Here is a 13,814-nt window from a genome sequence, read left to right as displayed (position 1 = left end):
GGTAGTCCCCGACGACGGCGGCGCCCAGCCCGTCGAGGTCGGGGTCGATGACGCGGCCGCCGACCCGGCGGGCCATCTGGTCGATGAACCGGGCCAGCCCGGGATCGTCGCCGAGCCGGAAGATGGTGACCTGCGCGCCCAGCCGCGCCAGATGGTCGAGTTCCCGCACGGTCAATCCCAGGGTGCGGCGGCTCGGCGGGTAGTCGAACATCGCATACCCCTCCGGTTCGAGGTGCGCGGTCGGTTCCCCGTCGGTGACGACGAGCACCACCGGCTGAGCGTTCGAATGCCGACGCAGGTGCCTGCCCGCGAGCATCAGCGCGTGATGCAGGTTGGTGCCCTGCTCGTACACCCCGTCCAATCCGGCCAATTCGGTCGCGGTGACCACCCGCGCGTGCCGCCCGAACGCGATCATTTGCAGTGCATCCCCACGAAACCTTGTCGACACCAGGTGGTTCAGGGCCAGCGCAGTGCGCTTCATCGGCACCCAGCGACCGTCCATCACCATCGAGAACGACGTGTCCACCAGCAACGCGACCGCCGCCTGCGTCCGCTGTTCGGTTTCGACGATCTCCACGTCGGCGACTGCCATCCGCACCGGAATCCGATGTGGGTCGCGCAACGTCGCATTGGTGAGTGTGCGTACCACATCCCAGGATTCGGTGTCGCCGAACTCCCACGGACGCGACGTCCCGGTCGGTTCGCCCATCGCCCCGGCGCGGCGCGTTTCGCGTTGCCCGCCCCGCGACGACAATCGGTTCATCACGTCACGCAGCGCGGTCTGCCCGAGTTGCCGCATCGCCTTCGGCGACAATCGCCACTGCCCGTCCGCACCCCGATCGAAGAAACCCTGCCGTTGCAGTTCCTTTTCCAACTCGGCGAGGGTGCGCGCATCGGCGGCGGCTTCGTCGCCGAGTTGCCGGGCGAGCGTGTCCAGGTCGATGTCGTCGAGGGACGCCCCCGCGTACTGTTGCGACAACTGTTCGGCGAGTGCGTCGAGTTCGGCGATGTCCTGCAACGCCCCGGTGGCCTCACCCAACCCCATCCCCTGGTCGCCGCGGAACCGTTCGGACCCGGACCAGTCCTCACCCGGTCGCGCGGCCTGGAGGTGTCCGTCGAGGCGGGCCAGTTGCTCCATCAGTGACGGCGACCCGAATGCCTGCTGCGCCAACGCGTCCAGTTCGTCGCGCTGCTCTTGGGTCATCGAGTTCCGCAGTCGTTGTGCCGCCGCCGCGCGCTGCGCCAGCGAATCGAGCAGTTCCTCCACGTCTTGTGGGTTCTCCGGGAAGAAGTCGCCGTGCTCGGCCATGAACTGTTCGAAATCTTCGGGTGTGTCTGCACCGCGAGAATGCTTGTCCAGCAGGTTGTTCAGGTCCTGCAGCATCTCGTCGACCCGGCGCCGATCCTCGTCCGTGGCGCCTTCGAGCGCCTGCTTCATCCCCGCGAACCGCTGATCGAGGACCTCCCTGCCGAGCAGGTCGCGGATCTTGTCGTAGTCCTGCCGTGCCTCGGGACTGCGCCAGTCGTAGTCGGCGAGTTCCGACACGGCCTGCGCGGTCGACGACGGCAGTTCCTCGATCCGCATTTCCGCGAACCGCGCGTCGTCGTCGAGGGCACGCGCGAGTTCCTTGCGTTCGGCGAGCACCGCACGGTCGAGCAGTTCACGCACCTCCCGCAGGGTCCCGTCGAGGTTGGTCCGCGCGAGCAGTTCCCGCTTGCGCCGGTTCGCTTGCGCCGCAAGCCGGTCCAGGCCACGCACAGCGCCGTGGCCACGCCGCAACAATTCCCGCAGGGCACGCCGCGGCGAACTGCCCGCGAGCACATCGTCGCCGATCGCGGCGAGTGCGTCGCGCAGATCCACCGGCGCCGCCAGCGGATCACCACCGTCGTACGGCCCGTACCGCGCGCCCCTGCTCATCCCGAATACACCGCGGTACCGTCGTCGGCGTCGTGCTTGGCGATGCGCCGCGCCAGATACAGCCCCTCGAGCGCGAACTCGACTGCGGCAGCTCGGGTTCCGATATCACCCGCACCGAGACGGTCGGCGACGACGTCGAGCACCGGCAGCTCCGGCAGTTCGTCGAGCAGGACCTTCGCGGTGACCCGGTCTCCGGTGGTGACCGGCCGGCCCTGTTCGATCGCAGCGACCAGGCTCGCCAGGTCGATCCCGGCGAGCCGTTCCCGCGCGGTGTCCGCGCTCGCGCGCCGCAGCAGGTGGTCGAGCACCTCGAATTCGCGTCCCTCCTCACCCGATTCGAACTCGACCTTGCCTCGCAGTACCTCCACCACGGTGCCCAGATCGACCGGCCGGGCCACCGGGTCGTCCTCACCGAGCACGGCGCCGCGGTGCATCGCGGCGGCCGCCACCGTTTCCGCCCCCGCGACCGCGAATCGCGCCGACACCCCCGACCGCTGATCGATCGATGTCGACTCACGCAACAGCCGTGTGAACCGCGCCAGCACCTCGAGCAGAAAGTCCGGGACGCGTGCCTGCAGCACCGCCTCCTGCTCGATCACCGCGACCTCGTCGTCGAGTTCGACGGGATAGTGGGTGCGGATCTCCGCACCGAACCGGTCCTTGAGCGGGGTGATGATCCGACCGCGGTTCGTGTAGTCCTCCGGGTTGGCGCTCGCCACGAGCAGCACATCGAGCGGCAACCGGAGTGTGTAGCCGCGGACCTGGATGTCGCGTTCCTCCATCACGTTCAGCAACGACACCTGGATGCGTTCGGCGAGGTCGGGCAGTTCGTTGATGGCGACGATGCCGCGATGGGCGCGCGGCACCAACCCGAAGTGGATGGTCTCGGGGTCGCCCAGACTGCGACCTTCCGCGACCTTCACCGGGTCCACATCGCCGACGAGATCGGCGACGGACGTGTCCGGGGTCGCGAGTTTCTCGGCATAACGCTCGCTGCGGTGCCGCCAGTCGACGGGCAGGTCGTCGCCGAGTTCGGCGGCGCGACGGACCGACGCCGGGGTGATCGGATCGTAGGGGTGTTCGCCGAGTTCGGAACCGGCGATCACCGGGGTCCATTCGTCGAGCAGCAGCGGCAGTGTCCGCAACAGTCGGGTCTTGCCCTGTCCTCGTTCGCCGAGGAGCACCACGTCGTGGCCGGCGAGGAGTGCGCGTTCGAGTTGGGGGACGACGGTGTCGTCGAATCCGACGATGCCGGGCCACGGGTCGGTGCCGTCGCGCAGTGCGGCGAGCAGGTTCTGCCGGATCTCGTCCTTCACCGGACGTTGCACGTGCCCGGACGCGCGCAACTCGCCGACGGTGGACGGCCTGATTGTGGGTGACGTCACCTCACCCAAGGTACGACCGCGCGGCCGATTCGGCATCTGCGACGCGCATCACCCGCCCTACACTCTCCGAATGGAGATCTGGATCCTGGCGGCACTGCTGGGCCTGGGCCTGGCGGCCGCCACCGGCCTGCGCACGTTCCTCCCGTTGCTCATGCTCAGCGCTGCCGTGCACTTCGGACTGTTCAGCATCGCCGTGAACGAGTCGATGCAGTGGATCGGATCGTCCGCCGCGCTCGTCGCCCTGGCGATCGCAACGGTCGTCGAGGTCCTCGCCGATCTGATTCCGCTGGTCGACAACGCGATGTCGCTGGTCGGTACGGTCACCCGGCCGGTGGCGGGTGCGGTCGCGGCCTGGGCGGCGTTCGCGAATCTCGATCCGGCGATGGCCGCGATCGCGGGCATCGTCATCGGCGCACCGACCGCGCTGGCCGTGAGCACCGCGCAGACCGGTACCCGTGCGGTGAGCACCGCGACCACCGCCGGTCTCGGCAACCCGGTGCTGTCGGTGATCGACAGCGTCACCTCGTTCGTCACGTCGCTGATCTCGATGATCCTGCCGCTGCTGGTGATCCCGCTGCTCGCTCTGCTCGGCTGGTTCGGGTACCGCGGCTACCGCCGCGTTCGGGTGCGCCTGCGAGTCGCCGAAGTGACCGGATAGTTCCTCGCACACGCCGTGCCGATGCCCGTGATGTCCGGGTCTTCTGATAGACACATGGCATGGCGGAAACCGAGATCACCTTCACCAGTGGCGACGTGACGCTGCACGGCAACCTGCGCGTGCCTGCTGCCGGTGACGCCCCGGTTCCCGCCGTGCTGTTGCTCGCAGGCAGCGGCCCCACCGACCGCAACGGCGACAGCGCGTTGCTGCCCGGCCCGATCGGTATCCTCCGTCACCTCGCGGACATCCTCCAGATCAACGGTTTCGCGAGCCTGCGGTACGACAAACTCGGTAGCGGCGTCACCGGTCTCGGCCCGTACGAGGTCGCCGACGTCGCCGATCTCGGCTTCTCCACGTTCATCGATGCCGCCCGCGACGGCCTGCGATTCCTCGCCGACCAGCCGGGTGTCGACCCTGCGCGGGTCTACGTCGTCGGACACAGCGAGGGCGCGCTCATCGCGCTGGCGATCGCGCACGCCGGCGCGCCGGTCGCCGGTCTCGCCCTGCTCGAGCCGCTCGCGGTACGCCTGCTGGATCTGCTGACCGCCCAGATCGACGCGCAACTCGACGCGGTTGTCGCCGCTGGTCAGCTCCCTGCCCAGGTCGCCGACGAACTGCGGGTCGCACTGACCGGGGCAGTGGAGTCGCTGCGCGCGGACGGCACCCTCAGCGACCGCCTGCCCGAACCGTTGCGCAATGCGGGTCTGGTCCCGACGAATGCGAAGGCACTCGCCGAAGAGGACGCCCTGGATCCGCGGATGCTCGCCGCACAGATCGACAGCGCGCTGCCCGTCCTGACCAGCGTTTCCGACAAGGACATCCAATTGCGCGTCGAGGACGTCGATGCGCTCGACGCCGCACTCGTGCACACCAAGTTGACGTCGCTGCGGCTGCGCAACGCGAACCACGTCCTCAAGGACATCGGCGACCAGCAGTCCACCGGTGCCGATTACATCGCCGACCTGCCGTATTCGGCGGAGTTCACCGACGGCTTCGTGGACTGGCTGTGCGGTCTGTAACCGCACCGCCCGGAAACTCGGGATGTAAAAACTGCGTCATTAGGGTATGGTTCCCCGTTAACCCACCGGATACTCGAGAAAGGTACCGTTCGATGCACCATCACAAGAGCATGTATCGATTCGTACCCGAGTTCCACTTCCATTGCGCCGCATGGCGATCCCGGGAATAGAGTGACATTCGACTCGATTCTCGGGCACCCCAGGCGCATCGCCTCGGGTGCCCTTTTTTATCCCCATACCTTTTCGATTGCAAGGAGAACCACATGAAGTTACGACTGGGAGCCGCCGGCTCCGTCCCGAAAGACCTGCCCACCGACCTGACCGGACACGCCATCACGATCGACCTGAGCCACGTCCCCACCGAGAAGGGCGCGCTCGCCGCCGATCTCATCCGCGAACTCCTCGACCGCGGCGCCGCCCGGCTCGTCATCTCCGACGGCAGGCGCATCACCGACATCGAGGGATCATCTCGGCAGGAAGCCACCCACCCGTACGCGGCCTGACATCAGGTCCCGTCGGGCGGGCGGCCCACCTCGAAACTCCGTGGCCGCGGGCGATCAGTGCGCGAAGTGGCGTGCACCCGTCAGGTAGAGGGTCACGCCGGCCTCGCGGGCAGCGTCGATCACCTCGTTGTCACGAACCGATCCGCCCGGCTGCACGACGGCCTTGACACCGGCCTCGGTGAGAACCTGCAAGCCGTCCGCGAACGGGAAGAACGCATCGGATGCGGCAACGGAACCGACGACCCGGTCGCCGGCACGGGTGACCGCGAGACGCGCCGAATCGACGCGATTGACCTGACCCATTCCGACACCGACGGTCGCGCCGCCCGACGCCAGCAGGATCGCATTAGACTTGACGGCACGGCACGCGCGCCACGCGAATTCCAGATCGGCGAGAGTCTGCGCGTCGGCGGCGTCCCCGCACGCGAGATCCCACTTCGTCGCGGTGTCGCCGTCGGCGGTGAGCAGATCCCGTTCCTGCAACAGCAAACCACCGGAAATCTGCCGCAGTTCGATCGGCGCGGACGTCGGGGAATCGGCCCGCAGGATACGAATGTTCTTCTTGCGGGCCAGAACCTCGACGGCGCCGTCCGCGTATGCCGGGGCGATGATCACCTCGGTGAAGATCTCGGCGACCTGCTCGGCCATCTCGACACTGACCTCGCGGTTGACGGCGATGACGCCACCGAACGCGGACACCGGGTCGCACTCGTGTGCCTTGCGGTGCGCCTCGGCAACGGTGTCGGCGACGGCGATACCGCACGGATTGGCATGCTTGATGATCGCGACACACGGCCGGTCGTGGTCGTGCGCGGCCCGCCACGCGGCGTCGGCGTCCTGGTAGTTGTTGTACGACATTTCCTTGCCGTGGAACTGGTGCGCCTGCGCCAGACCCGGCTCGCCGCCCTCGTTCACGTACAGCGCGGCCGCCTGATGCGGGTTCTCGCCGTAACGCAGCACGTTCGCACGAGTCCAGGTCGCGCCCGCCCACGCCGGGAACCGACTCGCCTCGGCGGCATAGCCGCTGTTCATCCAGCTTGCGACCGCGACATCGTAGGCGGCGGTGTGCTGAAATGCCTGCGCCGCAAGGGCCTTGCGCTCGGACAGGGTGAACCCGCCTGCCTGCACGGCCTCGATGACCGCGTCGTAGCGGGCCGGGTCGACGACCACCGCGACGGACGGGTGGTTCTTCGCGGCGGCACGCACCATCGACGGGCCACCGATGTCGATCTGCTCGACGCATTCGTCGGGGGTCGCACCCGAGGCGACGGTCTGCGTGAACGGGTACAGGTTGACGATCACCAATTCGAACGCCTCGATGCCGAGATCGGCGATCTGGTCGAGGTGGTCCTGCTTGCGGGTGTCGGCGAGGATGCCCGCGTGCACGCGCGGGTGCAGCGTCTTGACCCGACCCTCGAGGCACTCGGGGAATCCGGTGAGCTCTTCGACCTTCGTCACGGGCACACCGGCGCCCGCGATGGTCGCGGCCGTGGAGCCGGTGGAAACCAGTTCGACACCGGCCTCGTGCAGTCCGGTCGCCAGCTCGACCAGTCCACTCTTGTCGTACACGCTGACCAGTGCGCGCCGCACAGCCTTACGTTCGGTCACCGGGGATCACGGCCTTTCGTCCATCGGATACAACTCCACGGGTTGCGACAGCGGCGACCACCTCGGCCAGCAACCGTCGCTCCACAACTTTGATGCGCTCGTGCAGGGTGTCCTCGTCGTCGCCGTCGAGGACCGGCACCGGTTCCTGCGCGAGGATCGGCCCGGTGTCGACACCGCCATCGACGAGATGCACCGTCGATCCGGTGATCTTCACGCCGTAGGCGAGGGCATCGGCGACGGCATGCGCGCCGGGGAACGCGGGCAGCAACGCCGGATGCGTGTTGATGATGCGGCCACCGAAGCGCTCGAGGAATGCGGGGCCGAGGATCTTCATGAAACCGGCCGACACCACCAGGTCCGGTTCGTGCGCGGCGACGGCAGCGGTGAGCGCGCCGTCCCAGGCGGCACGGTCGGCGTGGTCGCGCACGGCGACCCGGAAGCCGGTGAGGTTCGCGGCACGAGCATGATCGAGGGCCGCACAGTCGCGGTCCACGCCGACTGCCACGATCCGGGCCGGGTAGCTGTCGCCGCGGGTGGCGTCGAGCAACGATCGCAGCAGCGTGCCGGTCCCCGAGGCGAGTACGACGACGCGCGCCGGCGCGGTGGGCGGCAACTGGTCACGCGGGGTAGTCAGCGCTCTACTCCTGCATTCTGGAAGCTCGAACTCTCGAAAGGTCGGTCGTGATCGGGTCGGCCGGACCCTCGGCAGCCTAGAGCCTAGTCGCTGGTGTTCCGGGGACCTTTCGGCAGGTCCCTGCCGTCGGTTTCGCCGGCGATCTCCGCGTCGACGACATCCGGTTCCTCGGTGTCCTTCTCGTCCGGTTCGGGCGCGGGTTCCTCGTCGTCCTCGACGATTTCCACATCGACGACGTCGGGGTCGTCGGGGTCGTCCTTCGGACTGGCGTCCTTCGGGCCGTCCTCCAGCGGGTCGTCCCCCGGCGGGTCGTCATCCTGCTCGGCATCCACGGCGGGCGCGGCTTCGAGTGCCTTCGGTTCGTCGTCCTCGCCAACCCAGTCCTCGCCGTCCCGATCCTCGTCGTCCCGGTCGTCCCCGTCCCCGTTCCCGGAGGCCGAGTCGCCGTCCGCCGCCGCTGTGCGCGCCGCCGCCGCTTCGGCCGCGGCCAACCTGCCTTCCCGCCACAGCAGCAGTTGCGCGGTGATCAGTCCGAGCAGACCCGACCACGCGAACACGAGAATCCCGGCGAGCCACCAGTTGCCGCCGACCACCCCGAAGTATCCGAGCCGGCCACCGGCAGCCCACGTCACGAGCGCGGTGACGAGTCCGGCTTCGGCGGAGGCCGCCAACACGGTCAGGGCGCCGTCGCTCGCGGTGACATATTCGCCGCGCGCCTGGGCCTCGAGGTTGCGTTTCGCGACATACCGGCCGAGCAGCGCCCCGATCGTGGCGGGCACCGCGAGCGCCACCGGCCAGAACGACGGCGCGGGACCGGGTGGGATCGCCGCCAGCACGGGCAGCGCCGGAAGGTCGCCACCGGTCGCTTCGAACAGGCTCAGCCGGACATCGCCGACTTCGACGGTGCTGCCTGCCAGCACCGCGGCCGCACCGATCATCACGTTCGGCAGATACAGGATCGAGACGACCAGCAACCCGAGAACGCCGATCCAGTTCTCGCCGCGGCCGAGGAGTTCGCCCATCGTCGGCCACGACCACAGCATCCCGACGACGGTGAGCAGGCCGCCCATCGCGAACATGCCGAGCACCACGCGGGTCGCGGGCCGGACCGAGTCGACCAGCCATTCGGGAACCGAGTACCGGTCGCACAGCGGACGCCACATCCTCGACCCGACACCGAGCATCGCCGACAACAGGTACAGGCCCGTCACCCATGCCAGAGAATGGGCGGGGTCCGGCGCCGACACCGGCAGCACACTCGACGCATCCTGGATGACGACGAGCGCAGCGACCGTGACGGTCAGCGGTCCGGCGAGTATCGCCGCGGTGATCCGCGCGACGTCGCGGCGGTCGAGCAGATACCCGCTGTGCGCGACCATCGCGTCCGCAGCCGACGCACACGACCGGGCGGACACCCACAGCAGCACTGCGGTCGGCAGCAGTGGCAGCACACCGAGCGCGGTGCCGTCGATGGTGAGAGTGACCTGGTGCAGTCCGAGCCACGTGCCCGCGATCGCCGCGTACACCCCGGTGAGGTCGCTGCCCGCTGCCACGAGCGTCGTCACGACGATCGTCACCACCAGCGCCATCGTCAAGGCAGGCACGCGAGTTGCGGTGCCGAGCAGGATGCGGAACTGCTCCGGATCCGGCGAATCCTGGTTCGTGGGGTGGCGGGAGTTCCGGCCTGGCACCGAAGTCGTCGAGCCGGAAATCATCGAGTCGGAAGTCATCGAAACGAGGGTGTCACTCGGCGCGGGTGGTTGTGGTCAGGCGCGCCGACCCGACTCGAACGCCGTCACTGCTTCTCGTCGTTCGGTTTGATCACCTGGGTGGAGTCCTGGTCGCCGGGTGCGGGGGATACGACGGTCGGGTCGGTGTCCGCGGTGGGGCGGACCAGTTCGGTGTCGTCCTCGTGACCGGATACCTCGGGCGCTCCCCCGCTCGGATAGTGCTGCTGGCCGCTCGGGTGCGCCTGGGTGGCGTGCTGCTGGGTGGCGTGCGACTGCGCAGAGAATTGCTGCGTCTCGTACGAGGGCGCGCCGTACGGTTGCGCGGCATAGTGATCGCTGGGGTACTGCTGCTGGCTGGGGTACTGCTGGCTGGGGTACTGCTGGCTGGGGTTCTGCTGGCTGGGGTTCTGCTGGCTCGGGTACTGCTGTTGGGTGGGGTACTGGCTCGGATACGGCTGTTGACTCGGGTAATGGCCACCACCGTACTGCTGGGAGCTCGGGGCCTCCGGGCTCTGGAACTGCCCGCCGTACTGTTGCGAAAACTGCCCGACCGATTGCGGATGCTCCGGTTGCCTGCCGTACCCGCCGGCCTGCGGGAACTGCTGCTGCGCGGGCTGTGAGGCCGACCGCGCTGCGGGAACGAGTACACCGATCCCGAACAACAGAGCCACCACCGCGACCGCGGTCTGCAGGAACCCGAACACGAAGATGGCCACTCCGCCCCACGCGATGCCGGAATCGTCGGGCAGTTGGAACCATTGGAACAGCGACGTCACGAATCCGACCGCGGATGCGGCCAATGCGACGGCACGCAAGTCCTGACCGGGCAGCAGCGACAAGGCGGCGCACACTCCACCGAGCAGCAGCATCGCCAACGGCACCACCGCGAAGCCGAACTCGAACGCGGACAGGGCGACGTGCCCGCCGAAGTTGATCCGCATGTACGGGGCGAGACCGAACAGGAAATTCACCACACCGAGGACCGCGACCGCCACCGGCAGCAGCACCGGCACGAGCTTCGCCGACGACCCGCCACCCCCCTGGTCCGGGGTCTGATTCGCTGGGAATGTCATCGATCCTCCTGCGGTCGTCGGATGTGCTGCAACCAGCCTATGCACCGATCGCCACAATGGGGGCCATGCCGTACACACTCGTGCCCGGACCGGACGTCGTGCTGGAGACGGAGGTGCGGCACTCGCGTTTCCGTGCGACGCTGCGCCGCGTCGAATCACCTGCCGACGCGATCGCGTTCACCGGCGAGCAGCGCCGTCTGTACCCGGATGCGCGGCACCACTGCTGGGCGTTCGTCGTCGGTGACGAACCGGCATCGCGGGCGCAGCGCTCGAGCGACGACGGTGAGCCCGGCGGCACCGCGGGTGTTCCGATGCTGCAGGTGCTGCACCACCGTGACCTGGTGAACGTGGCGGTGGTGGTGACCCGCTGGTTCGGTGGGATCAAGCTGGGTGCGGGCGGATTGGTGCGGGCCTACTCGGGCGCCGTGTCGGCTGCGTTGGATTCGGCGTCACTGGCGGAACGGCGCAAACGGGAGAAGTTCACGTTCGGCGTCGGTCATGCCGACGCGGGCCGGGTGGAAGCGGAACTGCGTGCGCGCGGCGTCGCGGTGCTCGGCGTCGTCTACGCCGACCGGGCGACGATCACGGTTGCGGGCCGCGACCGGGACGAACTTCAAGGGCTGGTGGCGTCGTCGACCTCGGGTGCGGCCGAAGTGGAATCCGCCGGAACCGACTGGATCGACGCCTAGAACGAACTGAGCGAATGTATCCCTCGCTCGATTGAATCGATCGAGGGATACATTCGCTCGATGCTCCGGGGAGCGGTGACGACGCTTACAGGGAGTTCAGGATCTCGCGCGCGAGAGCGGCGGTCTCCGACGGCGTCTTGCCGACCTTGACGCCGGCCGCCTCGAGGGCGTCCTTCTTGGCCTGCGCGGTGCCCGAGGAGCCGGAGACGATGGCGCCTGCGTGGCCCATGGTCTTGCCCTCGGGGGCGGTGAAGCCTGCGACGTAGCCGACGACCGGCTTCGTGACGTTGGCCTTGATGTAGTCGGCGGCACGCTCTTCGGCGTCGCCACCGATCTCGCCGATCATCACGATGACCTTGGTCTCCGGGTCCTTCTCGAACGCCTCGATGGCGTCGATGTGGGTGGTGCCGATGACCGGGTCGCCGCCGATGCCGATGGCGGTCGAGAAGCCGTACTCGCGCAGCTCGAACATCATCTGGTAGGTCAGGGTGCCCGACTTGGAGACCAGGCCGACCGGGCCCTTGCCCGCGATGTTGGCGGGGGTAATGCCGACGAGCGCCTCACCCGGGGTGATGATGCCGGGGCAGTTGGGGCCGATGATGCGGGTCTTGTTGCCCTTGTCGACGTTGTAGGCCCACGCGTACGCGGAGTCCTGCACCGGGATGCCCTCGGTGATGACCACGAGCAGCGGGATCTCCGCGTCGATGGCCTCGACGATGGCGTCCTTCGAGAAGGCCGGGGGGACGAACGCGATGGAGACGTCGGCGCCGGTCTCCTTCATGGCCTCGGCGACGGTCGCGTAGACGGGCAGCTCGACGGCGTTGCCGTCCTTGTCGGTGTGCGACAAGGTGGTGCCGGCCTTGCGGGCGTTGACGCCGCCGACGACCTGGGTACCGGCCTTGAGCATCAGGGCGGTGTGCTTGGTGCCCTCGCCGCCGGTGATGCCCTGGACGATGACCTTGGAATCCTTGGTAAGGAAGATTGCCATTGTTCTGTGTGTCCCTTTACTTCGCTGCGAACGCGAGCTCGGCAGCCTTGTCGGCAGCCTCGTCCATGGTGGCGACGACCGTGACCAGCGGGTGGTTGGCCTCGGCGAGGATGCGGCGACCCTCGTCGACGTTGTTGCCGTCCAGGCGCACGACGAGCGGCTTGTTGGCCTCGTCGCCCAGGGTCTGCAGGGCTCCGACGATGCCGTTGGCGACTGCGTCACACGCGGTGATGCCACCGAAGACATTCACGAACACGCTCTTGACCTGCGCATCGTTCAGGATGACGTCGAGGCCGGCAGCCATGACGGCCGCCGAGGCGCCGCCACCGATGTCGAGGAAGTTGGCGGGCTTGACGCCACCGTGCTCCTCGCCGGCGTACGCGACGACGTCCAGGGTCGACATGACCAGGCCCGCACCGTTGCCGATGATGCCGACCTCGCCGTCGAGCTTGACGTAGTTGAGGTCGTTCTCCTTGGCCTTGAGCTCCAGCGGGTCCGTGGCGTCCTTGTCCTCGAACTCGGCATGGCCGGGCTGACGGAAGTCGGCGTTGGCGTCCAGGGTGACCTTGCCGTCGAGGGCGAGGATCTGGTCGTCGGGGGTGCGGACGAGGGGGTTCACCTCGACGAGGAGAGCGTCCTCCTTGATGAACACCTCCCACAGCTTCTGGATGGTGTTGGCGGCGGCGTCGAGCACCTCGGCGGGCAGCTTGCCTGCAACGGCGATCTCACGCGCGAACGCGAGGTCGACGCCCTTGACGGCGTCCACCGGGATCTTCGCGAGAGCGTCGGGGTTCTCCTCGGCGGTGACCTCGATCTCGACGCCACCCTCCACCGAGCACATGGCCAGGTAGGTGCGGTTGGTGCGGTCGAGCAGGAAGGAGATGTAGTACTCCTCGGCGATGTCACTCGCCTCCGCGACCAGCAGCTTCTTGACGACGTGGCCCTTGATGTCGAGGCCGAGGATCGCCTCGGCGTTGGCCACTGCCGCGTCGACGTCCGCCGAGTACTTGACGCCACCGGCCTTGCCGCGGCCACCGACCTTGACCTGCGCCTTGACCATGACCGGCTTGCCGATTTCCTCCGCGATCTCGCGGGCACCGGCAACCGTGTCGGTAACGCGGCCGGCCGACGTCGGCACGTCATGCTTGGCGAAGAGTTCCTTCGCCTGGTATTCGAAGAGATCCATCTGCTCACCGTCTCGTCTGCGTTCACGCCCGCTCGGGGGTTTTGAGCGGGCCGGTTCGGACTCTAGTTACTTGGACACCCCACGAAACGTCCGCACTCCCGCCTTGTGGCGCATGTCACGGGTTTCGCGGGTGCACGGGCTACCTCACGGGATTTCCTCCCGGAATGTGAGCCACGCCGCAACCAAGAGGAGCACCGTCCCCAGGATGACAGGTGCCGACCAGGCGACCGCGACCGGCTCCGAGATGGCGCTGCGGACCAGCACCCACGACGACGCGTAGCCGGCCGTCGCGGCGGCCGCACCCAGCAGCAACGCGCCTCCACGCGCCGGCCGCGACCGCAGCGCGACCACCGAGGCGACGACAACCGCGACCGCGAGCAGCATCCGCCCCCACACGTCGAAACCCCACGGATAGGCCAGGAC

The 13,814-nt window shown here is 68.2% G+C and carries 12 protein-coding genes and 1 pseudogene; 4 read left to right on the top strand and 9 right to left on the bottom strand.

Annotated elements, in window-relative coordinates; translation table 11 throughout:
• On the bottom strand, positions 1–1,918 hold a 1,918-nt coding region (locus WAX14_RS05190; protein ID WP_422627022.1), incomplete at its 3' end, for a vWA domain-containing protein.
• Complete coding sequence (locus WAX14_RS05185; protein ID WP_422627021.1) at positions 1,915–3,303, bottom strand: ATP-binding protein; 1,389 nt, start codon at positions 3,301–3,303, stop codon at positions 1,915–1,917. The genes WAX14_RS05190 and WAX14_RS05185, both read right to left, overlap by 4 nt.
• A gap of 70 nt (positions 3,304–3,373) precedes the next feature.
• Between WAX14_RS05185 and WAX14_RS05180 the strand changes: the two genes are divergently transcribed.
• The 3 genes from WAX14_RS05180 (at position 3,374) to WAX14_RS05170 (ending at position 5,483) form a co-directional block, all read left to right on the top strand.
• Complete coding sequence (locus WAX14_RS05180; protein ID WP_422627020.1) at positions 3,374–3,961, top strand: DUF4126 domain-containing protein; 588 nt, start codon at positions 3,374–3,376, stop codon at positions 3,959–3,961.
• 59 nt (positions 3,962–4,020) lie between these two features.
• Positions 4,021–4,980, top strand: a complete 960-nt coding sequence (locus WAX14_RS05175) for an alpha/beta hydrolase family protein (protein WP_422627019.1) — start codon at positions 4,021–4,023, stop codon at positions 4,978–4,980.
• Between the two features lie 263 nt (positions 4,981–5,243).
• Positions 5,244–5,483: a hypothetical protein gene (locus WAX14_RS05170; protein WP_422627018.1), complete on the top strand. Its 240-nt coding sequence runs from the start codon at positions 5,244–5,246 to the stop codon at positions 5,481–5,483.
• A 54-nt stretch (positions 5,484–5,537) separates the two neighbouring features.
• Here the strand turns inward: WAX14_RS05170 and purH are convergent, their stop codons facing one another.
• The 4 genes from purH to WAX14_RS05150 form a co-directional block, all read right to left on the bottom strand.
• The gene (gene purH, locus WAX14_RS05165) at positions 5,538–7,091 is read right to left on the bottom strand and encodes a bifunctional phosphoribosylaminoimidazolecarboxamide formyltransferase/IMP cyclohydrolase (RefSeq protein ID WP_422627017.1); all 1,554 of its coding nucleotides are present in this window, start codon (positions 7,089–7,091) and stop codon (positions 5,538–5,540) included.
• Positions 7,078–7,725 (bottom strand): phosphoribosylglycinamide formyltransferase, encoded by a 648-nt coding sequence (gene purN / locus WAX14_RS05160; RefSeq protein WP_422627023.1) that lies wholly within the window; start codon positions 7,723–7,725, stop codon positions 7,078–7,080. The genes purH and purN overlap by 14 nt, the downstream gene beginning before the upstream one ends.
• Before the next feature lie 83 nt (positions 7,726–7,808).
• A complete protein-coding gene (locus WAX14_RS05155) occupies positions 7,809–9,455 on the bottom strand; it encodes a DUF6350 family protein (RefSeq protein WP_422627016.1) in 1,647 nt (548 codons plus the stop codon).
• Between the two features lie 65 nt (positions 9,456–9,520).
• Positions 9,521–10,528, bottom strand: coding sequence for a DUF5336 domain-containing protein (locus tag WAX14_RS05150; RefSeq protein ID WP_422627015.1), 1,008 nt, complete (start codon positions 10,526–10,528; stop codon positions 9,521–9,523).
• 65 nt (positions 10,529–10,593) lie between these two features.
• On the opposite strand from WAX14_RS05150, the gene WAX14_RS05145 reads away from it, so the two are divergent.
• A complete protein-coding gene (locus tag WAX14_RS05145) occupies positions 10,594–11,217 on the top strand; it encodes an IMPACT family protein (RefSeq protein WP_422627014.1) in 624 nt (207 codons plus the stop codon).
• Positions 11,218–11,302: 85 nt separating this feature from the next.
• Here WAX14_RS05145 and sucD read toward each other — a convergent pair whose 3' ends face one another.
• The 3 genes and pseudogenes from sucD to WAX14_RS05130 all read right to left on the bottom strand — a co-directional run.
• Positions 11,303–12,205 carry a succinate--CoA ligase subunit alpha gene (sucD, locus tag WAX14_RS05140; RefSeq protein ID WP_422627013.1) on the bottom strand — a complete coding sequence of 301 codons (903 nt, stop codon included), beginning with the start codon at positions 12,203–12,205 and terminating at the stop codon, positions 11,303–11,305.
• Positions 12,206–12,221: 16 nt separating this feature from the next.
• A complete protein-coding gene (gene sucC / locus WAX14_RS05135) occupies positions 12,222–13,391 on the bottom strand; it encodes an ADP-forming succinate--CoA ligase subunit beta (RefSeq protein WP_422627012.1) in 1,170 nt (389 codons plus the stop codon).
• Positions 13,392–13,535: 144 nt separating this feature from the next.
• Positions 13,536–13,814, bottom strand: a pseudogene (locus tag WAX14_RS05130) (hypothetical protein); the annotation flags it as partial.

It is taken from the genome of Rhodococcus sp. (in: high G+C Gram-positive bacteria), from assembly GCF_049299235.1.
Taxonomy (GTDB): domain Bacteria; phylum Actinomycetota; class Actinomycetes; order Mycobacteriales; family Mycobacteriaceae; genus Rhodococcus.
The sequence above is the reverse complement of the archived record's forward strand: the minus strand, read 5'-3'. Positions and strand labels throughout refer to the sequence as shown.